General features: G+C 60.6%; 20 protein-coding genes. 5 read left to right on the top strand and 15 right to left on the bottom strand.

Annotation, left to right across the window (positions count from 1 at the left end; translation table 11 throughout):
* Window positions 1-1,774: DUF6531 domain-containing protein (locus tag JBE38_RS24165; protein ID WP_240202594.1), on the bottom strand; the 1,774-nt coding region annotated here is incomplete at its 3' end.
* A 233-nt stretch (window positions 1,775-2,007) separates the two neighbouring features.
* On the opposite strand from JBE38_RS24165, the gene JBE38_RS24160 reads away from it, so the two are divergent.
* Window positions 2,008-3,093, top strand: a complete 1,086-nt coding sequence (locus JBE38_RS24160; RefSeq protein WP_205345299.1) for a DUF1615 domain-containing protein — start codon at window positions 2,008-2,010, stop codon at window positions 3,091-3,093.
* On the opposite strand, the gene JBE38_RS24155 is transcribed toward JBE38_RS24160, so the two are convergent.
* The 4 genes from JBE38_RS24155 to JBE38_RS24140 form a co-directional block, all read right to left on the bottom strand.
* Window positions 3,094-3,879 carry a DUF4349 domain-containing protein gene (locus JBE38_RS24155; protein ID WP_205345298.1) on the bottom strand — a complete coding sequence of 262 codons (786 nt, stop codon included), beginning with the start codon at window positions 3,877-3,879 and terminating at the stop codon, window positions 3,094-3,096.
* Between the two features lie 347 nt (window positions 3,880-4,226).
* Window positions 4,227-5,408: an acetyl-CoA C-acetyltransferase gene (locus JBE38_RS24150; RefSeq protein WP_205345297.1), complete on the bottom strand. Its 1,182-nt coding sequence runs from the start codon at window positions 5,406-5,408 to the stop codon at window positions 4,227-4,229.
* Window positions 5,409-5,419: 11 nt separating this feature from the next.
* Complete coding sequence (locus tag JBE38_RS24145) at window positions 5,420-6,079, bottom strand: CoA transferase subunit B (RefSeq protein WP_065872325.1); 660 nt, start codon at window positions 6,077-6,079, stop codon at window positions 5,420-5,422.
* A gap of 35 nt (window positions 6,080-6,114) precedes the next feature.
* On the bottom strand, window positions 6,115-6,813 hold the full coding sequence (locus tag JBE38_RS24140; protein ID WP_090372081.1) for a CoA transferase subunit A: 699 nt from the start codon (window positions 6,811-6,813) through the stop codon (window positions 6,115-6,117).
* 133 nt (window positions 6,814-6,946) lie between these two features.
* Here JBE38_RS24140 and JBE38_RS24135 point away from each other — a divergent pair, with 133 nt between their 5' ends.
* A complete protein-coding gene (locus JBE38_RS24135) occupies window positions 6,947-7,849 on the top strand; it encodes a LysR family transcriptional regulator (protein WP_060756452.1) in 903 nt (300 codons plus the stop codon).
* Between the two features lie 67 nt (window positions 7,850-7,916).
* Here the strand turns inward: JBE38_RS24135 and JBE38_RS24130 are convergent, their stop codons facing one another.
* The 6 genes from JBE38_RS24130 to JBE38_RS24105 form a co-directional block, all read right to left on the bottom strand.
* Window positions 7,917-8,246, bottom strand: coding sequence for a hypothetical protein (locus JBE38_RS24130; RefSeq protein ID WP_060756451.1), 330 nt, complete (start codon window positions 8,244-8,246; stop codon window positions 7,917-7,919).
* A gap of 669 nt (window positions 8,247-8,915) precedes the next feature.
* Entirely contained in the window at window positions 8,916-9,767 is an 852-nt protein-coding gene (locus JBE38_RS24125) for an NAD-dependent protein deacetylase (protein ID WP_205345296.1), read from the bottom strand.
* Between the two features lie 8 nt (window positions 9,768-9,775).
* A complete protein-coding gene (locus JBE38_RS24120; RefSeq protein ID WP_060756449.1) occupies window positions 9,776-10,216 on the bottom strand; it encodes a CBS domain-containing protein in 441 nt (146 codons plus the stop codon).
* 131 nt (window positions 10,217-10,347) lie between these two features.
* The gene (locus JBE38_RS24115) at window positions 10,348-12,297 is read right to left on the bottom strand and encodes a DNA topoisomerase III (protein WP_205345304.1); all 1,950 of its coding nucleotides are present in this window, start codon (window positions 12,295-12,297) and stop codon (window positions 10,348-10,350) included.
* Window positions 12,298-12,490: 193 nt separating this feature from the next.
* Window positions 12,491-14,113, bottom strand: coding sequence for an MFS transporter (locus JBE38_RS24110; RefSeq protein WP_060756448.1), 1,623 nt, complete (start codon window positions 14,111-14,113; stop codon window positions 12,491-12,493).
* An 84-nt stretch (window positions 14,114-14,197) separates the two neighbouring features.
* The gene (locus JBE38_RS24105) at window positions 14,198-15,859 is read right to left on the bottom strand and encodes a GMC family oxidoreductase (protein WP_198762781.1); all 1,662 of its coding nucleotides are present in this window, start codon (window positions 15,857-15,859) and stop codon (window positions 14,198-14,200) included.
* A gap of 129 nt (window positions 15,860-15,988) precedes the next feature.
* Here JBE38_RS24105 and JBE38_RS24100 point away from each other — a divergent pair, with 129 nt between their 5' ends.
* On the top strand, window positions 15,989-16,882 hold the full coding sequence (locus tag JBE38_RS24100; protein WP_060756446.1) for a LysR family transcriptional regulator: 894 nt from the start codon (window positions 15,989-15,991) through the stop codon (window positions 16,880-16,882).
* Between the two features lie 133 nt (window positions 16,883-17,015).
* Here JBE38_RS24100 and JBE38_RS24095 read toward each other — a convergent pair whose 3' ends face one another.
* The 4 genes from JBE38_RS24095 to JBE38_RS24080 form a co-directional block, all read right to left on the bottom strand.
* Window positions 17,016-18,875: a DUF3857 domain-containing transglutaminase family protein gene (locus tag JBE38_RS24095; RefSeq protein ID WP_205345303.1), complete on the bottom strand. Its 1,860-nt coding sequence runs from the start codon at window positions 18,873-18,875 to the stop codon at window positions 17,016-17,018.
* Window positions 18,876-19,030: 155 nt separating this feature from the next.
* Entirely contained in the window at window positions 19,031-20,131 is a 1,101-nt protein-coding gene (locus JBE38_RS24090; RefSeq protein WP_205345295.1) for a DNA alkylation repair protein, read from the bottom strand.
* A gap of 28 nt (window positions 20,132-20,159) precedes the next feature.
* On the bottom strand, window positions 20,160-21,506 hold the full coding sequence (locus tag JBE38_RS24085; RefSeq protein WP_090372067.1) for a glutamine synthetase family protein: 1,347 nt from the start codon (window positions 21,504-21,506) through the stop codon (window positions 20,160-20,162).
* Between the two features lie 11 nt (window positions 21,507-21,517).
* Window positions 21,518-22,075 carry a helix-turn-helix domain-containing protein gene (locus tag JBE38_RS24080; protein ID WP_104993258.1) on the bottom strand — a complete coding sequence of 186 codons (558 nt, stop codon included), beginning with the start codon at window positions 22,073-22,075 and terminating at the stop codon, window positions 21,518-21,520.
* 46 nt (window positions 22,076-22,121) lie between these two features.
* Here JBE38_RS24080 and JBE38_RS24075 point away from each other — a divergent pair, with 46 nt between their 5' ends.
* Complete coding sequence (locus tag JBE38_RS24075) at window positions 22,122-22,490, top strand: nuclear transport factor 2 family protein (protein WP_240202593.1); 369 nt, start codon at window positions 22,122-22,124, stop codon at window positions 22,488-22,490.
* A gap of 226 nt (window positions 22,491-22,716) precedes the next feature.
* The gene (locus JBE38_RS24070) at window positions 22,717-23,175 is read left to right on the top strand and encodes an REP-associated tyrosine transposase (RefSeq protein WP_126870574.1); all 459 of its coding nucleotides are present in this window, start codon (window positions 22,717-22,719) and stop codon (window positions 23,173-23,175) included.
* Window positions 23,176-23,310 lie beyond the last annotated feature (135 nt).

Here is a 23,310-nt window from a genome sequence, read left to right as displayed (position 1 = left end):
GAACCTGATAGTCCACCGCCACAATGCGCCCAAGCTCATAGCGCAAGAACAGCGAGCGGCCGACGCCGTTATCCAGCCGTTCAATACGCCCCGAGCGATCCCGCAGAATACGCAGCCGGTTGTCGTATGCATCGCTGATGGCGGTGAGCACACCGTCGCGAAAGTGGTAGAAGCGCGACGCCTGGGCCAGCACTAACTCATCGGGTAGAGCGCCCAGATAGATCGCCGCTTCGGCCAGACTGTTGGTGATCGCGGGCCGGGAAATAGACGGCAAGGGCAGCGTGGTCGACCGATTCTCATGATCCGTCCACACCACCGAATCGCCATCAACGACAAGCCTGTGCGCCAGCGCATGACTCCAGCCAAACCCCAACCCACAGTCCACTTCCACGGCACTGGTGCGGTACAGCCGCGTCCAGTCAAACGGCAACACGCCATCCAGCGTGCCATCGGTCAGCGTCAGCAACTCCTCGCCAGTGACCATCGACACCGGGCAGCCATGGGAAGCGGTCTTGTCCGCCGGGGCCGAGGCCTCTCCGTTGAGGTTTTTCCCCGAGACCGGCACATCGTCGACAGTCTCCTGCCTGACCAGTACGGTGCGCTGCGTCGCCTTGTCCCGCACTGCCGTCACGGGGTTGGAAACCAACTGATCGCCAGCTTTCACTGGCCCAACCGGCACCGTCTTGATCGGCGTCGGCACACTGCTCAGCAACAGCGGTTTCAGCGCTTCGGCATGGGGCTCCAGAGGTGGCCCCACCAACTGATTCGCCAGCGTTTCCAGCCAGCCCCGCACCCGCCCGGATTTGATATGCCCCAATACCTGGGCTCCCAGCCGAAGCTGCACGCCCATGCCCCGGGTGGCCCAGATCAGAAACAGGTTGATCAGTACTTCACCCGTGATTTCACCCAGCAGCTCATACATGTCTGGCGGCGGCAGCATGCGTATCCAGGCGACCATGGCTGATAGGTAAATGAACAGCAGTGGCTCGTCGCTGAGCACGAGCAAGCCCTGTGCAACGGCCTCGCTGCTCAGTTTCAGCAGTTGATCAAGTTCAGTTTGGGAGAGGTATTGCAGCAGCTTCTGGCTGTTGGGCTTGATGTCCGCCAGCAGGTCACAGAGTTGTGTGATGTTGTCCCAAAGGTTGTAGAGGGCTTGGGCGATTCCGCTTGAGAGCGCCACACTTTGCATCACACTGCGTTCCAAAGGCGTGGCCTTTGAAAAGTCGCTCCACCGGGCGTTGAAGGTCTGCGTCCATTCCTCGCGCAGTCGGGCTTCCAGCCCCGCGATCACCGATTGATAAGACGCATACAGCGCCTTGACGTGGTCCTTGGACACGTTGGGATAGAAGGTGACTTGATAACGCTGATCACGCGTGCAGCCCTGGATTTCAAGGATGCCGCTGGGGCCGATGGTGTCACGGATGGGTGGCCCCACCGGGCTGCCATCTGCTGCAATGGCTTGCAGCACCAAGGGTGTATTGCCGATGGGCACGAACTGCGTGCTTTCGAACATATGCACCAAGGTCAGTGAACCCTGGGCTTTGCACAGGGCAACGGTGGCGCTGGGCGCCTTGGACGAACCCGGTGCGGTCAGTGCGACGTCGTCGCCGACCTTGAACACCTGCTCAAGATCCAGTGCCGAACCGCTCCAAAAGCTTTCAGCCCAGTCGTCGAAGGTATTCAGGCAGGTTCTGAAGTCGCGCAAGACGTGCTCAACGTCCGGCGTTTTGGCGTCCATGGGGGCCAGGACAAACCTGGCAATCACCGGGATCAAAAGGCAGCCCTATCGGGCAAGGTGGTTACGGAGAAGTACATCGGCGGTCCCTCGCACTGAATGATCAGGCGAAGGACTTTGGAGAGGTTTGTAAGGAAAAGAAGCCGGATCTATTCGTCAACAGAAGTAGGGCGTTTCAGTAGTTTTTGTCCTCCATACAAGTCGGCGAACCCCGGTTAGACTTACCTGTCGATATCCGCAGTGCCCGGCCCGTCGTCGTTCAAGGAAGCCCCATGTATTCAAGCCGTTTGATGCTCTGCCTCACCACCTCATTGGTACTGGCCGGTTGTTCCACCACGCGCAACCCGCAACAGCCGCAGCGCAGCGAGGCCGATGTGAAGGCCCAGATTGTGCGGCTGCTGCCGGCGTCGGTGCCGGACCGCAGCGGTTGGGCTCAGGACATCTACACCGCCTTCGACACCCAGAAGATCTACCCCAGCACCGAAAATATCTGCGCGGTGCTGGCGGTCACCGAGCAGGAGTCCACTTACCAGGTCGACCCTGCGGTGCCGAACATGGGCAAGATTGCTCAGGATGAGATCCTGCGGCGGGCCGGCAAGGTCCATGTGCCGGCGTTTGTGATACGCACCACGCTGCAGTTGCGCTCGCCCACCGGCAAGTCCTACGCCGAACGCCTGAGCGCCGCACGCACGGAGAAGGACCTGAGCGGGATCTTCGACGATTTCATCAGCATGGTGCCGCTGGGAAATACGCTGTTCGGCGGCTTCAACCCGGTACACACCGCCGGCCCGATGCAGGTGAGCATCGACTTTGCGCAGCAACATGCGCGGGGTTATCCCTACACGGTGGATGGCACGATTCGCCGGGAAGTCTTCACCCGACGCGGCGGCATGTATTTCGGCATTACCCATTTGCTGGGTTACCCGGTGAACTACGACCAGCCGCTGTATCGTTTTGCCGACTTCAATGCCGGCTGGTATGCCAGCCGCAACGCCGCATTCCAGGCCGCCGTCAGCCGCGTCACCGGCACCGAGCTGGTGTTGGATGGCGACTTGATTCGTTACGGCTCATTACTGCCGGGCACCACCGAGCTGGCGGTGCGTTCGCTGGGTTCGAAACTGGATATGCGTAATCCGAGTATCCGCAGCCAGCTCGAGCAGGGCGAGCAGCTGGATTTTGAAGACACCACGCTCTATAAACGCGTGTTCGCCCTGGCCGACAAGGCCGCCGGCAAGCCGATGCCGCGCGCGATCCTGCCGGGCATCGTGCTGAAAAGCCCGAAGATCACGCGCAACCTGACCACGGCGTGGTTCGCCCAACGAGTGGACGAGCGATATCAGCGTTGTATGAAGCGTTGATCAAGTGCGTCGTTTGACAAACCGGCGCCACAACCCCACCCACAGCCATACCACCGGGAACGCCAGGATCACAAACGGCAATACATAGCTGGCGCGCTCCAAGGCGTCCGCCGTGCCGTTCACCAGGTTGTCGCCCAGGTTGCTGAACATTCGGCTGAAGCGTGATTGCTGGTTCGCACCGTCGCTGGAGCGGAAGTTGAGGGTGACGCGGTTGGTATCGAGGCGACGCTGTTGGCCGTCCGCGAGCTGGGCCAGTTCCTGGAGTTCGTTCTCGATGGACGCCTGTTCCTTGCTCAGTGCAATCAGGTCGCTGACGGTGATGTCCTTGCGTTTGGCCAGGTCATCCAGGCGCTGCTGCTGGGCTTGCAGACGCTGCTGGCGACGCTTTACGTCATTGACGGCGTCGGCCAGGTCCTCGGCGGTGGTGATGCGCTGGCCGAGTTTGCCGCCTTCGGCCGCCATCGCGACCATCGGTTCCACGCCGGTAGGCGCTATGCGCAAGATGATCTCGCCGCCGTCGCCATCTTCGGTGATGCCCAGGATGTTGCAGGCACCAAAGCGCGCGGTTTCACAGGCTTCGCGGGTGGCTTGCATGCGTGGTGCGAGCAGAGCGCCGGGCAGGGCCAGGGTCAGCTCGTGTTCGTAGGCCAACTGCGCACCGGCCCGGCCCTGTTCGCCGTTGATTACCGTGGCGCGGGGGTGGTCCTTGGGCGAACAGCCGGTCAAGACCAGCCCGGCCAGTAACAGCATGAAAAACGGGCGAGATTTGCCGTCCAGATGGCGCATTGCAGTTCCTTGGGGTGTACAGGGGAATTGGACGGCGATTAAACCGGGTCTGGCGGATTAACGCAAAGCGTCAGAGGGGATGGTGTGGTTGATAGTGATGCGACCCTCCCACAGTTTTAGATTTGGCCTGAGGCCAGGAATCGTGAAAATTTCAAAACCAGTGCAGTTCTATTGTGGGAGGGGGCTTGCTCCCGATAGCGGTGGTTCGGATCAGAGGTCTGTGACTGACACACCGCTATCGGGAGCAAGCCCCCTCCCACAGGTTGATGGTGTTTTTCTGACGCGGCTGCAAAAAAGAAAAGGCCCGGTTTGCGTGGAACCGGGCCTTTTCCGTAGTGCGCGTTGAATCAGTTGCGTTCGAGGGCGAGGGCTACGCCTTGGCCGCCACCGATGCACAGCGTCGCCAAGCCTTTCTTGGCATCACGCTTGATCATTTCATGCAGCAGGGTCACCAGTACGCGGCAGCCGGACGCACCGATCGGATGGCCGATGGCAATGGCACCGCCGTTGACGTTGACCTTGTCAGCGTCCCACTCCAACTCTTTACCCACCGCCAAAGACTGCGCGGCGAAAGCCTCGTTGGCTTCGATCAGGTCCAGGTCACCCAGTTTCCAACCGGCTTTGTCCAGGCAGCGGCGTGTCGCCGAGACCGGGCCGATGCCCATGATGGCCGGGTCGACGCCGGCATTGGCGTAGCTGGCAATGCGCGCCAATACGGGCAGGCCGAGGGCGCGGGCTTTATCGGCGCTCATCAGCAGCACGGCAGCGGCGCCGTCATTGAGGCTGGAAGCGTTGCCGGCGGTGACGCTGCCGTCTTTCTTGAACGCAGGTTTGAGCTTGGCCAAGGATTCGGCGGTGGTGCCGGCACGGGGTTGTTCATCCACGGCGAAGGCGATGGGGTCGCCTTTGCGCTGGGGGATCAGGACTGGGGTGATCTCATCGACAAAGCGCCCGGCCTCGATGGCGGCGACGGCCTTTTGTTGCGAGGCGGCGGCGAAGCTATCCTGGGCCTCACGGCTGATACCGTACTTGTCCACCAGGTTTTCGGCGGTGATACCCATGTGGTAGTCGTTGAACGCATCCCACAGGCCATCGGTGATCATGCTATCGATCATCTTGGCGTGGCCCATGCGCAAACCGGTACGCGCGCCAGGCAAGACGTACGGCGCCAGGCTCATGTTCTCCATGCCACCGGCAATGATCACCTCGGCATCACCGCAACGGATGGCTTGGGCGCCCAGGTGCAGGGCCTTGAGGCCCGAACCGCAGACCTTGTTCAACGTCAGGCTGGGCACCGCGTGGGGCAAGCCGGCCAGGATCGAGGCCTGGCGCGCCGGGTTCTGGCCGGAGCCTGCGGTCAGTACCTGGCCGAGGATCACTTCATCCACCTGGGCCGGGTCCAGGCCGGTCTGCTCCAGCAGGCGGCGGATTACGGCAGCGCCCAGTTCCGGTGCCGGAATGCTGGCCAGTGAACCCTGGAAGCTGCCCACGGCGGTGCGGGTGGCAGCAACAATCACGACGTCTTGCATGGAATCTGTCCTCACTGGAAGTGCATTTCTGGAACGTGGTCCGGGACAATCAGTTTACCGGCGGTCTTGCTCACAATCTCCTCGACGCTGACGCCAGGTGCGCGTTCCTTGAGGACAAAAGCGCCATTTTCGATTTCCAGGTAGGCCAGGTCCGTCAGTACACGCTTGATGCAGTTCGCGCCGGTCAGCGGCAGGCTGCATTGGCTGAGCAGCTTGGACTCACCGTCCTTGGACGCGTGGGTCATGATCACGATGATGTTTTCCGCTCCGGCTACCAGGTCCATAGCACCGCCCATGCCTTTGACCAGCTTGCCGGGGATCATCCACGAGGCGATGTTGCCTTGCACGTCCACTTCAAACGCACCGAGCACGGTCAGGTCGACATGGCCGCCGCGAATCATCGCGAAAGACTCGGCGGAGGAGAAGATCGAGGCGCCGATACGCGCGGTCACGGTCTGCTTGCCGGCATTGATCATGTCGGCATCGATGGTGTCTTCGGTCGGAAACGGGCCCATGCCCAGCAGACCGTTTTCCGACTGCAGCATCACTTCCATGCCTTCGGGAATGTAGTTGGCCACCAGGGTCGGAATGCCGATGCCGAGGTTGACGTAGAAACCGTCCTGCATTTCGCGGGCGACGCGTTGAGCCATTTGTTCGCGGGTAAGAGCCATGTTTTTTTCCTCTTATTGTCTGGGCTGGAGGCGGATTATTTGCGGACGGTGCGCTGTTCGATGCGCTTCTCGAAGGTGCCGCAGATGATCCGGTCGACGTAGATGCCAGGGGTGTGGATCTGCGCCGGGTCCAGCTCGCCCGGTTCGACGATTTCCTCGACTTCGACCACGGTGATCTTGCCCGCAGTAGCGGCCAGCGGGTTGAAGTTCTGAGCGGTGTGGCGATAGATGACGTTGCCGAAGTGGTCGGCTTTCCAGCCTTTGACGATGGCGAAGTCACCGGTGATGGACTCTTCCATCAGGTAGGGGCGACCATTGAATTCGCGGGTTTCCTTGCCTTCTGCAACCGGGGTGCCGACACCGGTTGCGGTGAAGAAGGCCGGAATGCCGGCGCCGCCGGCGCGCATTTTTTCCGCCAGGGTGCCTTGGGGGGTCAATATCACTTCGATTTCGCCGCTGAGCAGCTGCTTCTCGAACAGCGCGTTTTCACCGACGTACGAAGCGATCACCTTGCTGATCTGCTTTTCTTCCAACAGCACGCCCAGGCCAAAACCATCCACGCCGCAGTTGTTGGAAACCACGGTCAGGTTGCGGGTGCCTTTGCGCTTGATCTCGGCAATCAGGTTTTCCGGAATGCCACACAGGCCAAAACCACCGGACAACACGGTCATGCCGTCTTCCAGGCCTGCCAGGGCTTCTTCATAGGACGCCACGCGTTTATCGAAACCTGCCATACGCACCTCTTTTATTGTTTGTGGGCCAGCCAATGAGCCGAGTGTTGCGCCGAAGCATTGATTTGTTAAGTTGTTTTTTAAGGTTGATTGATTTAAAAAACAGCATAGTCGCCTGGCCGTTCGGAGTCGCCTTATGACCGTTAAACAGATGCGTGCCTTTCTCGCCGTGGCCCAGAGCCTGAGTTTTGCCGCGGCCTGCGAGCGTCTGCACCTTTCCCAATCGGCGCTGAGCCTGACCATCAAGGGCCTGGAAGAAGGGTTGGGCGGACGCTTGTTCAGCCGCAATACCCGTAACGTCGCGCTCACCCCTGAAGGTGAATCGCTGTTGCCGCTGGCGCGTCGGCTGATCGCCGACTGGGACAATGCCGAGGATGAACTACGCCAGCGCTTCACCTTGCAGCGCGGGCGCGTGACGGTGGCGGCGATGCCATCGTTCGCGGGCAACCTGTTACCGCCGATTCTCAAGATATTCCGCGAACGTTACCCCCAAGTGAACGTGACGGTGCACGACCTGATCAACGAGCAGGTACTGGAGATGGTGCGCGACCGGCAGGTGGAATTGGGAGTGGCGTTCGAGCCCACCGAGGCTTCTTCGCTGGCGTTTACGCCGCTGTACCTGGACCGGTTCATCGCGGTGGTGCCGGGCGATTCACCCTTGGCCGAGCGCGTCGAAATCGACTGGAAAACCCTGTTGGCGCAACCGTTCATTACCTTGCAACGGCCATCCACGGTGCGGGTCATGCTGGAGGAGCACCTCGGCGCCCTGCAGATGAAGCTGCCGGTGGCTCTGGAAAGCCATCAGTTAGCCACGGTGGGCAAGATGGTTGCCAGTGGATTGGGCGTCAGCGCTGTCCCCGCGTTGTGCGCGCGACAGATGGAAGAAGCAGGCGCTCATTGCATCACCTTGAGTGACCCGGTGATCGAACGGCCCATTGGCGTGCTGACCAAGCCGGGGCATGAGCTTTCGGCGGCGGCGCAGGTATTGTTTGATATCTTCAGGGATGAGGCGGGGAAGGGCAGGTTTCCAACTTTCTAAGTCTGCCCACTATAAATATGGGAGCTGGCTGGCCAGCTCCCATACAAAGGTGAGTACTACTTGTCAGTTAGTAGTAGCGGTCGATCACTTTAACTTGTGAGTTATCTTTGAAAGACGCCCACGCATTGTTAAGTGTGTCGAACACCTGCTCGATAAAGTTGCGATCAGCTGCAGCCTTCTTGCCGACATAACCCTGGCCGCGGCGGTACATCTTCAGGCGCGCCGCCAGCTCACGGTTATTGCGGTCGAACTCGGCTTCTTCGGTGTGGGGCGCCAGGCAGTCGATTTTCACTTCGCCCGATTTACCTACCCACAGGATATGGTCGTCGAGTGTGTCTTTCTGCGCTGCGAACATTTCAGCCAATTCATTGATAGTTGGTTGGTTGTTCAGATTCATGTGTAAGCCCCTTGACCAGTTGGCGATCTATCAGTTGATTCACGTTAGTTGTCTCCGGTTCCGAAAACCGGGCGTCAGCGACTGTCTGCCGAATACGGGCAGGGTCTTGAACCTGATGCATGTAGTCTTGCTGATGAACTGCTACGCAATGGTTTCATAACGAAGACAAGCAGCGTTTGAGCTCCTTGTACCGAACCTTGCGGGCCGGTCAGCTTCATCAATCTGCCTTGTGGGCAGTGCACATCCGGAAAAAACAGCTCGGCGGTCAGACGAGCTTGTTCAAAACACGGGTTACCGACGCTCCCGATCCGGGAGACGTCTAGATCATGCAAGGACAAAAACGTTACGTCAACGGTTGTGTAGTGATTATTTTAAAGCACTACATAAACTGCTGTAGGGACGGGGGCCTGCCGTAAAACGTGACTTGAGCGTCATTTATTGGAAGACAGGTCGAGGTCAAAAGTGGCTATGTAGTGAGCGGGCTTGCCCTAATGCCAGTCAGTTAAGCGATAAAGCGGGCGATGAATAAATTGTGGGAGGGGGCTTGCTCCCGATGGACTGCGTAGCAGGCCCATTTTTGAGGCCGCTGCGCGGCCTATCGGGAGCAAGCCCCCTCCCACAGTGACCGCGTTAATCCTTAACTGACTGGCATTAGGGCAAGCCCGCTCACTACAGGCATTTCAGTCGTTCGGCCAGCAGGGGTAGCAGCCGCTCGCAGGATGCTTCGATCTTCATCTGTAAAAGGTCGTCTGCGCGGGTCTTGCCCAGGTTGATGGCAATCACCGGCTTGCCTTGCTCGATCATCGCTTTGCACAGGCGAAACGCTGAATAGGCCATCAGTGAGGAACCCACCACCAGCAAGCCTTCGGCGTGCGCCACGGCAGCCATCGCCTTGGCTGCCGTGGCTTGGGCGACATTCTCGCCAAAAAACACCACGTCCGGTTTCAACCGTTGCCCCTTGCAATGGGGGCAGCGGGGGACCTGGAAGCGTTCTTCAAAGGCGGGGTCGAGCAATGTATCGCCGTCGGGCGCTTGTACGGCATCGACATCCGCCAGGTACGGGTTCTGGCTTTCCATCACCCGTTGGATCAGATCGCGCTCGCTGCGCTGCTGGCAGTCCAGGCACAGCACCCGGTGCAGGCTGCCGTGCAGTTCGATCACATCATGACTGCCGGCCTGATCATGCAGCGTGTCGACGTTTTGCGTGATCAAGCCGCTGATTTGTTCGCGGCGTTGCAACGCGGCCAGTGCCAGATGCGCCTTGTTTGGTTGCGCAATGCGTACCCGTGGCCAGCCCAACATGGCGCGAGCCCAGTAACGACGCCGCGCCTGCGGGGTGGCCAGGAACTCCTGATACATCATGGGCGCCTTGCCCCGGCGCACGCCCTCGCTGTCGCGATAATCGGGAATGCCCGACGACGTGCTGATCCCTGCACCGGTCAGTACCAGAAAGCGCCGTTCGGTCATGGCCTGGTGCAGGGTGTCGAGGTGGTCTTCCTGATGTTCCAGCGTATCCAGCATGGGTTCCCCTATTCGCCGCGGATGTACTGCTCCAATTGCTTGATAAGGTCAGCCTGGCTGGCGATGGCTTCCTTCACCAGGTCTCCGATGGACAGCAGGCCCAGCAGTTTGCCGTTTTCGACCACGGGCAGGTGACGAAGGTGGCCGTCGGTCATGATGTTCATGCACTCATCGACCTTTTTGTGAGTGTCGACGGTTATCACCGGAGAACTCATCACCTCACTGACCTTAGTCGTGACTGACGATAGCCCCTTGAGCATGATTTTGCGTGCGTAATCCCGTTCGCTGATGATCCCTACCACTACGCCTTCCTTGACCACCGGCAAGGCCCCGACGTTTTTCTCCGACATACGAACCAGGGCTTCAAATACGGTGTGGTCATGTTGGATGGTATGGACGTCCTGGTTTTTCTGGTCCTTGGCTTTAAGCACTTCTGCAACGGTTTTCATGGCGGCCACTCCGGTGTTGTTGTTAGGAAGTCAGGGTCCTCCTACAGAATCCTAGACGGGCCACTGGGCCGCAAGGTCCAAAGCGGCGTTAAACCTGTCGAAAAGCGTCATTCGCTGGATTTTTTTGACGGTTACCCGCTGTTTGCAGGCTTTTTCCCCCGCCTTGGGGTGGCAGCGGCCTTGCGGGGTGCGCTTTTTCGTTTCTTTTTCCAAGGGGGAGCACTTTTGCCGCCAGGGCTTGCCGGACCAGTGATGGTCATGCGCATGCCGTTGCAGCGAGCCACTTGCTTGCTCATCCAGGCCGCTTGTTTGGCGACGAATTCTTCCAGGCTCATTTCTCCGCTTTGCACCATGTCCAGCGCCTGTTCCCAAATGGCGGTAGTGCCGGGGTCGGCGATGGCGCGGGGCACTGCGTCGATCAGGCTGAATGCCGCCGGGGTGGCGCAGAGCGCCTTGCCGTTTTTCACCAGGTACCCACGGTCCAACAGCCCCTGGATGATCCCGGCGCGAGTGGCTTCGGTGCCGATACCGGTAGTGTCCTTGAGCTTTTGCTTGAGCAGCGGGTCTTCCACCAGCTTGGCGACGTTTTTCATCGCCTTGATCAGGTCGCCTTCGGTGAAGGGTTTGGGGGGCTGGGTCCACAGGTCTTTCAGGTTGACCTTGGCTACGCTGCAGTCCTGACCTTGCACCAATGTCGGCAAAGCCTGCGGGGCCGGCGCCTCGCGGCCTTTGGCGGGCGCCAGCGCTTCGGGCAAGGCGCGCTTCCATCCCGGCTCGATGATCACTTTACCGACGGCGCGCAACGCCTGGCCTGCACAGTCAAAGTCCGCCTGGGTGCGATCGTACTCGTGGTTGGGCAGGAACTGCGCCAGGTAGCGCGCGCGAACCAGGGTGTAAACGGCGCGGTGTTTGCCGGTCAGTTGGGTGACGTCCTTGCCGGCTCCCGTGGGAATGATGCCGTGGTGCGCGCTGACCTTGGCGTCGTTCCACGCCCGTGAGCGGCGCTGCGGGTCGACATAGGGCATCAGTTCATTCAGCGTCGCGTCCGCCCGCGCCAGTGCCGCAAGAATGTTCGACGCTTCGTGGTGCTGGCTCAGCGGCAGGTAGCCGCAATCACTGCGCGGGTAGGTGATGACCTTGTGGGTTTCGTACAGCGACTGGGCGATGTCCAGGGTTTCCTGGGCGCCGAGGCCGAGCTTCTTCGAGCAGATTTCCTGCAGGGTGCCCAGGTCGAAGGGCAGGGGGGCCACCTCGCGCATGCGCTCGGTACGCAACTTCATCAATCGCGCGGTGGCGGCATGGCTCATGGCGTCGGCCGCCTCCCGAGCCAGCTGTGGGTTGAGGCAACGACCCTGGTCATCGCAGGCATCTTCGGCTGCACGCCATTGGGCGGTGAAGGTCATGCGCTCGTGGCGCAGGTCGACATCGATGGCCCAGTAGGCCACCGGCACGAAGTCGGCGATGCTGCGGTCGCGGTCCACCACCAGGCGCAAGGTTGGCGTCTGTACCCGGCCTACCGGCAATACGCCCTGATAACCGGATTGGCGCCCGAGCAGGGTGAACAAGCGACTCATGTTCATTCCGATCAGCCAGTCGGCGCGTGAACGGCCGAGGGCCGAGTGATACAGGCTGAAGGTTTCAGCGCCAGGCTTAAGTGCGGCCAGGGCCTTGCGAATGGAGGCGTCATCCAGCGCCGACAGCCACAACCGCTGGATGGGCCCGCGATAGCGGCAATGCTCTACCAGTTCACGGGCGATCATTTCACCCTCGCGGTCGGCGTCGGTGGCAATCACCAACTCCTGGGCTTCCCCCAGCAGACGCTTGACCGCCTTGAACTGGCTGGCGGTCTTGGGCTTGACCAGCATCTTCCACTTCTGCGGGACGATCGGCAGGTCGGCCAGTACCCAGCGTTTGTATCTGGCGTCGTAGGCATCCGGCGGGGCGGTTTCCAGCAGGTGGCCGATGCACCAGGTGACTGTGACCCCATTGCCCAGCCAGCACCCGTCGCCGCGCCGGCTGGCGCCGAGCACGGCCGCGATATCTTTGGCCTGGGAGGGTTTTTCACAGAGGTACAGCCGCATGGTCATCACATCAGATCGGGTTGATGCCTTGCAGGATGCTCAGTTGGAGGGTTTTGATCAACTGTTATCTGTATGGATGTACAGCAAAATGTGAGGGGGCTTGTTTGCGATGGCGGTGCTTCAGTCACAATGCATTGACTGAGCGACCGCTATCGGGAGCAAGCCCCCTCCCACAGGGGATCAGCAGAGCGGATCAGTTGTTATCGATATCCACATGCCGGGTTTCCTTGAGGCAGAACAACCCCACGATCAAGCTCACCCCGGTGACCACCACCGGGTACCACAAGCCGTAGAAGATATCGCCGGTGTACACCACCAGTGCAAACGACACTGTCGGCAGGAACCCGCCGAACCAGCCGTTACCGATATGGTAGGGCAGCGACATCGAGGTATAGCGGATCCGCGTCGGGAACAGCTCGACCATCAACGCCGCCAGCGGCCCGTAGCACATGGCGGCAATCAGGATCAGCGCCACGATCAACACCACCACCATCACCTTGTTGACCTGGGCCACATCCGCCGATGTCGGGTAGCCGGCCAAGGTCACCGCGCCACGCAGGGCGGCTTCGTCGAAACCGTCGATGCGCACATCGCCCACGCTGACCTGCACCGGGCTGCCTGTCGGGGCGGCGGCGCTGTGGTACGGCAGGCCCTGTTTGACCAGGAAGGTCTTGACCTTGTCGCACGGGCTGTCAAAACGCGCCTTGCCCACTGGATCGAACTGGAAGGTGCAGGTGGCAGGGTCTGCCAAGACGGTGATCGGTGCCTGGCGGCTGGCCTGGTCCATCGCCGGGTTGGTGTAATGGGCCAATCCCTTGAAGATCGGGAAGTACAGCACGGTCGCCAGCAGCAGGCCGAGCATCAACACCGGTTTGCGGCCCAGCTTGTCCGACAGCCAGCCGAACAGGATAAAGAACGGCGCGCCAATCACCACACTGATGATCAGCAGCATATTGGCCAGGGCCGGGTCCATCTTCAAAAATTGGGTGAGGAAGAACAAGACATAGAATTGTGCCGCGTAAAAGGTCACCGCCTGGCCGCCGTTGATGCTGAACAGGGCTATCAGCACCACCTTGAGGTTTTCCCATTTGCCGAAGGATTCGCGGATCGGCGATCGGCTGGCCTTGCCTTCCTCTTTCATTTTCAGGAACGCGGGCGATTCATGCAGGCTCATGCGAATCCAGGTGGAAATGCCCAGCAGCACGATGGAGAACAGGAACGGGATGCGCCAGCCCCACACCTCGAACTGGTCGCCGGTGAAGTAACGGCAGGCCAGCACGACCAGCAGTGACAACAACAGGCCAATGGTGGCGGTGGACTGAATCCAGCTGGTGTGCAAACCGCGTTTGCCGGCGGGGGCATGTTCGGCCACGTAGGTGGCCGCGCCGCCGTACTCACCGCCCAGTGCCAGGCCCTGCAGCATGCGCAGTACGATCAGGATGATCGGCGCGGCGATGCCGATGCTGGCGTAGTTGGGCAATAAGCCGACGCAAAAGGTCGCCACGCCCATCAGGATGATGGTGACCAGGAACGTGTATTTGCGCCCGATCATATCCCCCAGGCGGCCGAATACCAGGGCGCCGAACGGCCGCACCACAAAGCCGGCAGCAAAGGCCATCAACGCGAAGATAAACGCGGTGGTGTCGTTGACCCCCGCAAAGAACTGTTTGCTGATGACCGCCGCCAGGGCGCCGTAGAGAAAAAAGTCATACCACTCGAACACCGTGCCCAGGGATGAGGCGAAGATGACTTTCTTTGAGTCGTTGCTGGTGCTCGCGTCGATTACCGAGCCCAGGGGTTGAGCATGTTCTGACATCGGGTAGCCCTCACAGTGATTATTTATTGTTGTTCCACTGTCGGCGCCGGGGGCGGCGCCGCTATTGCTTCATTCATTGCCTCATTAAGCCGGATGCGCTGCGTTTTCGTTGACGTTCTTCGCGAGCAAGCTCGCTTCTACAGTATTGGGCGACAAGATGAGCTGCGCCGCTTTCTCAGCGATCATCAAGGTCGGTGAGCAGGTGTTGCCGGAAGTGATGCGCGGCATGATCGACGCATCGGCGATGCGCAGGCCGGGTACGCCATGCACCCGCAGTTGCGCGTCGACCACCGCGTCCTTGTCATCGCCCATGCGGCAGGTGCCCACCGGATGGAAGATCGTGGTGCCGATACGCGCGGCGGCTTCGTGCAGTTGCTCTTCGGTTTGCAGTGCGTCACCGGGCAGGTATTCCACCGGCTTGAACTGGCTCAGCGCCGGCGCGGCAACAATCCGCCGAGTCAGGCGGATCGCGTCGGCGGCCACTCGCAGGTCTTCCGGATGGCTGAGGTAGTTGGGCCGGATCAATGGGGCATCTGCCGGGTTGGCCGAACGGATATCGATGCGGCCACGGCTGTGTGGGCGCAGGTCGCAGACCGACGCGGTAAAGGCCGGGAACCCGTGCAACGGCTCGCCAAAACGCTCCAGGGACAGCGGCTGCACATGGTATTCAAGGTTGGCCGAAGTCTGCTCGGGGCCGGAGCGGGCAAACGCGCCGAGCTGGCTGGGCGCCATCGACAACGGGCCACTGCGGTCATACAGGTAGCGCAGGCCCATGCCCATCTTGCCCCACACCGAGCCTGCGATCTGGTTCAGGGTGCGTGCGTTTTCCAGTTTGTAGATCAGGCGCAACTGCAGGTGGTCCTGCAGGTTGCCGCCCACCCCCGGCAGGTCATGCAGCACATTGATGCCCAATGGCTTGAGCACGTTGGAAGGACCTATCCCAGAGCGCTGCAGAATGCCCGGGGAGCCCACGGAACCGGCGCACAGCACGATCTCCTGGCGCGCCTTCCAGCCGACCTGCTGGCCATGCTGACGGCCGAGGACGCTGGTTGCCCGGCCGTTTTCCAGCAACACGCGGTCGACTTCCACCTCGGTCAACACGGTGAGGTTGGGCCGCTGGCGAATCGGCTTGAGAAACGCCTTCGCCGCGTTCCAGCGTACGCCGGCCTTCTGGTTGACCTGGAAGTAACCGCAGCCTTCGTTATCGCCCTGGTTGAAATCGTTGAGCGCTGCGATGCCGCTTTGCGCGGCCGCGTCGCGGAATGCGTCGAGGATCGGCCAGTGCAGACGCTGTTGTTCGACGCGCCACTCGCCGCCATCGCCGTGAAACGCCGAGCTGCCGGCAAAATGGTTTTCGCTCTGCTTGAACAGCGGCAGTACATCTTTCCAGGCCCAACCCGGATTGCCCGCCGCCGCCCAGCCGTCGTAGTCCTTGGCCTGGCCGCGCATGTAGATCATGCCGTTGATGGACGAGCAACCGCCCAGCACCTTGCCCCGTGGATAGCTCAGCGCACGGCCCTGCAGTCCCTCCTGGGCTTCGGTCTTGAAGCACCAGTCGGTGCGCGGGTTACCGATGCAGAACAGGTAGCCGACGGGGATGTGGATCCAGGGGTAATTGTCGCGGCCGCCAGCTTCGAGCAGCAGCACACGGTGGGCGGGGTTGGCCGACAGTCGATTGGCCAGCAGGCAGCCGGCCGGGCCGGCGCCCACTATCACGTAATCGTATTGAGCAGTTGCACTGGGCATCTCGGGTCTCGCTTGTTTTTCTTATTGGCTTCATCCTAGTTGTTAGTTTTCGTCTTAAAAATGTTAGTTTTTACCCAGCTGCTGTGCGTTTTTAAACAGCGTGCATGGGACTTGCGCAACGGAGGCGATATGTTCGACTGGAACGACCTGCGGTATTTTCTGGAGTTGCAGCGCAGTGGCCGCCTGCTCACCGCCGCGCAGCGCTTGAAAACCACCCACGCCACCGTCGCCCGGCATATCGAAGCCATCGAGAAAAGCCTCGGCACGGCGCTGTTCGTGCAGCACGCCCAGGGCTACGAACTGACGCCCGCGGGCGAAGCGTTGCTCAAGCATGCCGAGGCCATGGAAAACGTCGCATTGCTGGCCGAAGACGAACTCACTCATTCAGCCGCGCCCCTGGGCAAGATCCGCCTGGGGGTGGCCGAAGGGTTGGGGGTGATGTTCCTCGCCGGCCGCATGGGTGGGTTATTCGAGCGGTATCCAGGGCTGGAAGTGGAACTGGTGGCCGTGCCGCGCTTCGTCAGCATCCTCAACCGTGAAGCGGAAATCAGCATTCACCTCGAACGCCCCAGCGTCGACCAACTCGTCACGCGCAAACTCACCGATTACCGCCTTGCGCTCTACGCCAGCCGCGCCTACCTGGAGCGTCACCCGCCGATCGAAAAGCGTGAAGACCTCGCCACCCATTCATGGATCGATTACGTGGATGACCTGCTGTTCAGCCAGGAACTGAAATTCCTCAGCAGCTTCTGCCGAAACCCTAAAGTGGTCTTCCACAGCACCAGCGTGATTGCCCAGCACCAGGCTGCGCGTTCGGGGTTGGGCATCGCGGTATTGCCGTGCTTCATGGCGGCGGGGGATGCGGATCTGGTGGCGTTGTTGCCGGGGGAGAGTATTCAGCGCAGTTACTGGATCAGCTCAAGACGGGAGTTGCACAAGTCCGTGCGGTTGCGGGTGTTGTGGGATTACGTCGTGGAGTTGTGCGCACGGGAGCAAGCGTTGCTGCTCAACGAGCCTGACTGAATAAACCGGATTAAAAATGTGGGAGGGGGCTTGCTCCCGATAGCGGTGGCTCAGTCACAGATGTATTGACTGACCGGCTGCTATCGGGAGCAAGCCCCCTCCCACAATTGGACGGTGTTGCGTCAGGGTGACCTTAAAGCTTCACCACCTGATGCACCTGCTCGGCACACGCCCGCGCATTCTCAATCATCGTGCCAAACGCCTCGCTGGCAATCTCATCGTGGGTCAGCCAGCGCTTTTTCTGGCTCAAGCGGTAGTGGTAGCGCAGTTCGCCATCCTTGAGGGTTCCGTCGAGGTCCAGGTCGTACCAGGGCGAGCGCACTTGGCATCCGGGGATGGCTTTTTCCATCTGCCCGCCGCTGAGGGTGATGGTGTAGTCATTGGTTTCGGGGTTGCCCAGGTACAGTTCAGCCTGTTGTCCGTGGCGGCGATAGTTGATGAAGCTGTCCCAGCGCTCTTTCAAGGATGCATCGCTGTAGACGTAATCGTTCGCCAGTTTTTCCAGGGCATGCTGGTCGTTCAAGGTGGCTTTGACGGTATAGCCATCGTGCATGACGAAGGCGGTGGGCTCGCGGGTGATGTGGCAGTCGCTGATCTCGTTGCCGAAGTTGGCGCAGATGTTCTGGTCGGTGGCAGTGGCGCCTTGCTGGCGGTCGGCGACGCTCAGTTGCATCAGCGGCAGGCGGCTGAAGGTGATGGTGGCCTGGGTCGCGCCGTTGCCCTGTTTGTCGAAGTGGACTTTTTTATCCAGGAGCAGGGTGGTTTCGGGGCGTTCCAGCGGGATGTGTTCTTCGCGTACCTGGCCCTGGGCATCGTTGACCAGTACCCAGCGATCCTGGATGTCCGGCATCACCTGGCCGGGCGCAAATACCGGGTTGGTCGGGTCGAGCCACCACACCTGGTCATCCACTTCGGCACGCACGATGGCGTGGTTCGGGGCGAGGGTGCCGGGGATCAGCAAGGACTCGACCACATCGCCACGGCTGACCCAGGCCGTCTCGGCCTTGATGCCACTGGCCTTGAGCATGGCGGTCAGCAGAATCGCCAGGTCTTTGCAGTCGCCATAACCATGCTGCTCGATTTCCGCCAGGTTGAACGGCACGTAGCCGCGTTCGGTGGCGCGCCAGTCGCCCAGGTAGCGGTAGTGGTCGTTGATGTGTTGCATCAGTGCGGCGACTTGTTCGGCCGGTGCCAGGCCGCGTGCGGCGTCTACGGCGGCGGCACTTTGCGTGGGCAGGCTGGCGCCAAGAATCTGGTTGTAGCGTTGGGCGAAATCGCCGAAATACGCCTGGCGATCCAGGGCGCTGCCCACCTCCAGGCGCGGGATGCGCAACAGGGCGGCGTTGGCGGATTCGTTGATGTAGTTCAGGTAGGCGGGGGCTGTTTGCACTACGTCCAGGGTCTTGCCGTTGGCCGAGGGCGTCACCTTGAAACCCTCGAACAATTCACTGCGCCATTCGATCGGCCGTTCGGCGGTAAAGCGCGCCTTGAAGTGGTCGCGCCGCGTCGCGCTGGGACCGAACTTGAGCGCGTAGTGAAACTGGGTCATCAGCGGTTTCGCGGGGTTGTGTTCGCGCACCGTCAGGCGGATCTGTGTGCCGACGCGCAAGTTGGGGAAGGCCAGGGAGGTCTGCTTGTCGCGGCTGAAACCCTGGTCCGGGTTGGGCGCGGTGCGTGTGTCGATCTGTGCGGCACCCAGTGCTACCGGCTTCGCGCCGGGTTGGGTGGATTGCGCGCTGATCACTTCAAAGGTGTCGCCTTCGGAGTAATCGAAGTCGATGCGCGAAAGCATTTCGCGGCCGTTGGGCTTGAGGATGGTGTAGTGGTAGGTGGTGGTGCAGTCGGTGCTGGCGTCGCGGTTGAAGTGGCAGTGCAGTTCGGTGTCGCTGGCCAGCGGGGCTTCGGTCATGGGTTGTAACGCAGCGTAGGTGGACTGGGCAGCGAGACCCAGGCTGAGGGCAAGCAACGGGCGGTGAAACGGAAAACGGTACAAACAGGACATTGGCGCCTCGGGTGACACATTGAAACAACTACCCGACGGGTAGTGAGAAGGCGGCGAATGATAATGGATCGCAACAATAAAGACCAGGATTGTTCGACAATATATTGGCTGTAAGGCCCGAGATAGAGCCTTTTCTATGATTTATGTCAGGGTTTCAGCAGTTCGAATTCGGCGCTCGCAAGCTTTTCGCCATTGATCAAGACATGTACCGCGTGTTTGCCGGGGTAGTGCTTGCGCGTGGTCAGCTCGCGGATATGTTGTTCACGACAGATGTTGTGATGCTCGCCTGCGCCGAGGGTAAATGCCTTGAGCTTGAACACCTTGGCCGCGCTGTGACCGGCGCTTTTGACGTAATCGATGGCGTAGTCCACCACCAGCTTTTGCGCAGCGGCGGCGGTGGATTCCAGGCTGAAAGACAGGTTGATGCGTTCACCCAGGCGGATCACGGCCGGTGTGACGCAAAGGTGATGAATCTTCACCTCGGCTTTGGCGCCCGCGCCCATGATCGTCAGCGCGCGGCTGTTACCTTGCTTGATCAGGCTGCGCAGTGCGTGACGGGCGATCCAGGCGGTGTGCGGGTTATCCAGGGACCAGCCTTCGATCAGGGTGAGCACCCAGTCCGGGTGGTCCTTGGTGATGTCGTTGAGGTGGTTGGCCACCGATTTGCGCACGTACAGGCTGCTGTCGGCCTTGAGGTTGTCGAGGATCACCGCGCACAGCTCGGGGTTGGCTTGCACTTGACCCAGGCGAAAGGACCAGGGCAGGCGAGGGCGCGAACCTTCGCTGGCGAGGCGACGCACGTGTTCATTGGCATCCAGCGACCAGGTCCGCATCACCGCCAGGGTGCGTTCGAAGTCGTCCAGCAGGAACTGGCGGATAGCGAATTCGGCCGAACCAAAAGTGGTGAAGTATTTGAGCGCGGCCATGGAGCGCTCGAAGTCGTCACGCCCGTAACTGGCCACGTAGTGCGGCAGGAACAGGCTGACGAACCCGCTGTTCAGGCGCGGGGCCAGCGCATAAAGCAGCTTGAGGGTGTGCGGGTAATCCAGTGGGATGACCGCATGCAGGCTTTCACTGACCCGCGCCATGCGCTGCATCACCGACAACTCGGCAAGCCCCGCCTTGGCGCGCTTGAGGAAGCCCTTGGCGTCGAAATCCGGGTACACCGCCGTCATCTCGGTGGCGATGTGTTGCAGGCGTTCGAGGTTGAAGATTTCCTTGAGGGCCGGGGCGCTTTGTTCGGTCATCGGTGAGTCCATGCAGGGTAGGGGCGGTTCAGAGAAACCAGCGGTATTCCCGTGCCGCGATCTCTTGGTGGAAGGCCAAGTGATCCTGGCGCTTGTTTTCGCAATACACGTCGACGAATTCGCCGCCCAGCTTATCGCGCAATACCGGTTGGTGCTGCATGGCACGCACGGCGTCGAGCATTTCCAGGGGGAAGTCGGCGCCGCTGGTGCGGTCTTCGTTCAGCGGTGCGATGGGTTCGCGTTTGGCTTCAAGGCCATGCTCCAAACCGGCGAGGATGGCGGCCAGCACCAGATACGGGTTGGCATCGGCACTGGCCAGGCGGTGCTCGATGCGCAGGTTGCGTGGGTCGGACTCGGGGATACGCACACAGGCGTCACGGTCCTCGAACCCCCAACTGGCGCGGGTCGCCGCGTTGACCGTACCGCCCAGGCGGCGGAAGGCGTTGTGGTTGGGCGAGAAAATCGGCATGCAGTGCGGCAACAACTCCAGGCAACCGGCCACGGCATGGCGCAGCGGTTGTTGCTGGTGCGCCGCCAGCAGGTTGTTGCCCGCCGCGTCATACAGGCTCACATGGACGTGCATGCCACTGCCGGGATATTGCAGATAGGGCTTGGCCATGAAACTGGCGCGGTAACCGTGCTTGAGCGCCACGCCACGGGTGCTGCGGCAGAACAGGGCGGCCCAGTCGGCGGCGCGCAGGCCGTCGTCCAGATGGCCGAAGTTGATCTCGAACTGGCCGGGGCCGAGCTCGGCGGTGATCACTGTGATGTCGATGCCTTGGTCCTTGGCGGTCTGCGCCATGTCGTCCAGTACCTCGCTGAAGCGCGACAGGCGTTCGATATGCAGGTTGGGCTGGTCATCGGCGTCGTCGCTCAGCGGGTCGCGGGCAAATTGCGGCAGGCCGTTGTCGAGTTGCTTGTCGAACAGATAGAACTCCAGTTCGAACGCCACTACCGGGTGGATGCCCTTGTGTTGCAGGCGTTCCAGCACTTTGGCCAGTACTTCACGGGGTTCGAATTCGATGGGCGCCTCGGTGCCGTCGGAGGTGATCAGCATTTGGCCCAGTGGCTGCTTTTCCCAGGTCACGGGTTTGAGCGTACCCGGCACCAAGCGGCGGTTGGCATCCGGGTCGCCGTCGTTGAAGCAGTAGTCACCAATCTTGAACAACCCACCCTGAACGCCCAGCAGCACGGCGTTTTGCGGCAGCTTCAAGGGGCTGCCGGCGGCGACCTTTTCCAGCATCTCCACGGGGTAGCGTTTGCCGTAGAAGTGCCCGGGGATATCCAGGGCGATCAGGTCGACATAACGTACGTCGGGGTGGTTCTGGCGAAAGGTCCGGACTTCGGCCAGCAACGTCGAGCAATGGCTTTTCACGGGTGCAGCTCCTAGTTGTAAACCCACAGTACGCGGGCGGGCAGATCGGTCAGGTTGGCGTAGCGACAGTGGGCGAAACTGGCCAGGTGGAAGCTGTCGCCGGGGCCCAGGGTGACCGACTCGGCTTCGCCCTCCACCCATAGCGTCAATTGACCCTCCAGCACGAAGCCGGCCTGCTCGGCGCGGTCGCTCATGGTTTGTTCGCCGCTATTGGCACCGGGTGCCAGCAGGCTGTCGAGCATCGAGAAAGCGCCGTTCATGCTGGGCGAAACCAGAATGTCGGTGATGCCATTGGCGTAATACACCGTACGCCGCTCGTTGGGCCGGGTGACCCAATCCACCGCCTTGGGTTTGGGCAGGCTGTAGAAGTAAGTGGTGGGCACGTCGAGGGCGTGGCTGATGGCGGTCAGGTCAGCCACCGTCGGTCGCGACAGGCCACGTTCGACCTGGGACAGAAAACCCACCGAACGCTCGATTTTTTGCGCGAGTTGGGCCAGGGTAAGTTTCTTGTGCTTGCGCAGGTCGTGGATGAGGGTGGCCAGGACGGCAAGTTCTTCTTGTTGGTTCATGAAATTTATGTCGAATAATTTCATGAAAAATTACAGGATTTATTTCATGCGAGCAATGAGGACGACGTTGGAAGCGCTTTTGTTCCAGTTGGAGCGGGAGCTGCAAGGCGGTGCCACCCGTTTGAATGCGGCGCGGCTGTCGCAGTTGCTGGCGGATGATTTCGTTGAGTTTGGTGCCAGCGGCCATGTGTGGGGTAGCAAGGCTCAGGTGATTGCCGGGTTGCAGGATGAAGTGTTTTTCGAACGCCGGATGACTGAGTTTGCGCTCAACCTGCTGAGCAAGGGCGTTGCGCTGGTGACTTATCGCTGCCACCGGGAAGGCGCGGACGATTCGCTGCGCAGTTCGGTGTGGCGGGAGGAGGAAGGGCAGTGGCGGATGGTGTTTCATCAGGGCACACCCGCTGCGGCCCTATAGCACTCTGTGGCGAGGGCGCTTGCTTGCGCTGGGCAGCGAAGCTGCCCTCATCTATTTATTGTGTTCGTCCAGGCAGTTTGAGTTCGGGCTTTTTGGGGCTGCTGCGCAGCCCAGCGGGAGCAAGCTCCCTCGCCACAGGGGAAATATTGGGAAACTGTATTCAGCAAGGTGAGGCTGGGTGCCTGCTAGGTTGAATGAGGCACCCATTTAATCCAGGAGCGCAGGATTGCTTCAAAAACCCAATTCTCATCTGTTACGACGTGGTCGTTATTCAGAGTCTGGTCGTGCCTACTTGGTCACCTCTGTGGTTTATCAGCGCCGCCCGGTATTTACCAGCCTTCGCTTGGGGCGACTACTGGTTGCCGAACTCAAGCAAGCTCATGACCTCAATCTTGTTGATTCACTGGCATGGGTCATCATGCCGGACCATTTTCATTGGCTATTTGAACTGAGGAGGGCAGCGTTGCCCGAGGTGATGAGACGTGTGAAGTCGAGAAGCACATTGACCATTAATCGTGCTTGTCATACGCAAGGTGCTTTCTGGCAGAGTGGATACCATGATCGCGCGGTCCGCGCAGAAGAAGATCTTATCCGAATGGCTCGTTATGTCATTGCCAACCCTCTGCGAGCCGGCCTGGTCAAGCATATAGGCGACTACTCCCTTTGGGACGCCGCTTGGTTATGACGGCATGCCTTTGTGGCGAGGGAGCTTGCTCCCGCTGGGCAGCGAAGCTGCCCTGATCCATTTATCGCCGATTGCCGGTTGAATGTTCAGACCGGTAGGCGGTCGTAAGCTGGGTACGCATCATTCATTGAAGGA

It is taken from the genome of Pseudomonas sp. ICBG1301 (genome assembly GCF_016918385.1).
In the GTDB taxonomy this organism is placed as follows: Bacteria; Pseudomonadota; Gammaproteobacteria; order Pseudomonadales; family Pseudomonadaceae; genus Aquipseudomonas; species Aquipseudomonas palleroniana.
Note: the sequence above shows the minus strand (reverse complement) of the source record. Positions and strands in the feature narration are given on the sequence as shown.

Excerpts from the sequence above, each read along its gene's own strand:
- JBE38_RS24160 (WP_205345299.1), top strand. The coding sequence starts at position 2,008 with ATGTATTCAAGCCGTTTGATGCTCTGCCTCACCACCTCATTGGTACTG.
- JBE38_RS24155 (WP_205345298.1), bottom strand. The coding sequence starts at position 3,879 with ATGCGCCATCTGGACGGCAAATCTCGCCCGTTTTTCATGCTGTTACTG.
- JBE38_RS24150 (WP_205345297.1), bottom strand. The coding sequence starts at position 5,408 with ATGCAAGACGTCGTGATTGTTGCTGCCACCCGCACCGCCGTGGGCAGC.
- JBE38_RS24145 (WP_065872325.1), bottom strand. The coding sequence starts at position 6,079 with ATGGCTCTTACCCGCGAACAAATGGCTCAACGCGTCGCCCGCGAAATG.
- JBE38_RS24140 (WP_090372081.1), bottom strand. The coding sequence starts at position 6,813 with ATGGCAGGTTTCGATAAACGCGTGGCGTCCTATGAAGAAGCCCTGGCA.
- JBE38_RS24135 (WP_060756452.1), top strand. The coding sequence starts at position 6,947 with ATGACCGTTAAACAGATGCGTGCCTTTCTCGCCGTGGCCCAGAGCCTG.
- JBE38_RS24130 (WP_060756451.1), bottom strand. The coding sequence starts at position 8,246 with ATGAATCTGAACAACCAACCAACTATCAATGAATTGGCTGAAATGTTC.
- JBE38_RS24125 (WP_205345296.1), bottom strand. The coding sequence starts at position 9,767 with ATGCTGGATACGCTGGAACATCAGGAAGACCACCTCGACACCCTGCAC.
- JBE38_RS24120 (WP_060756449.1), bottom strand. The coding sequence starts at position 10,216 with ATGAAAACCGTTGCAGAAGTGCTTAAAGCCAAGGACCAGAAAAACCAG.
- JBE38_RS24115 (WP_205345304.1), bottom strand. The coding sequence starts at position 12,297 with ATGCGGCTGTACCTCTGTGAAAAACCCTCCCAGGCCAAAGATATCGCG.
- JBE38_RS24110 (WP_060756448.1), bottom strand. The coding sequence starts at position 14,113 with ATGTCAGAACATGCTCAACCCCTGGGCTCGGTAATCGACGCGAGCACC.
- JBE38_RS24105 (WP_198762781.1), bottom strand. The coding sequence starts at position 15,859 with ATGCCCAGTGCAACTGCTCAATACGATTACGTGATAGTGGGCGCCGGC.
- JBE38_RS24100 (WP_060756446.1), top strand. The coding sequence starts at position 15,989 with ATGTTCGACTGGAACGACCTGCGGTATTTTCTGGAGTTGCAGCGCAGT.
- JBE38_RS24090 (WP_205345295.1), bottom strand. The coding sequence starts at position 20,131 with ATGACCGAACAAAGCGCCCCGGCCCTCAAGGAAATCTTCAACCTCGAA.
- JBE38_RS24080 (WP_104993258.1), bottom strand. The coding sequence starts at position 22,075 with ATGAACCAACAAGAAGAACTTGCCGTCCTGGCCACCCTCATCCACGAC.
- JBE38_RS24075 (WP_240202593.1), top strand. The coding sequence starts at position 22,122 with ATGCGAGCAATGAGGACGACGTTGGAAGCGCTTTTGTTCCAGTTGGAG.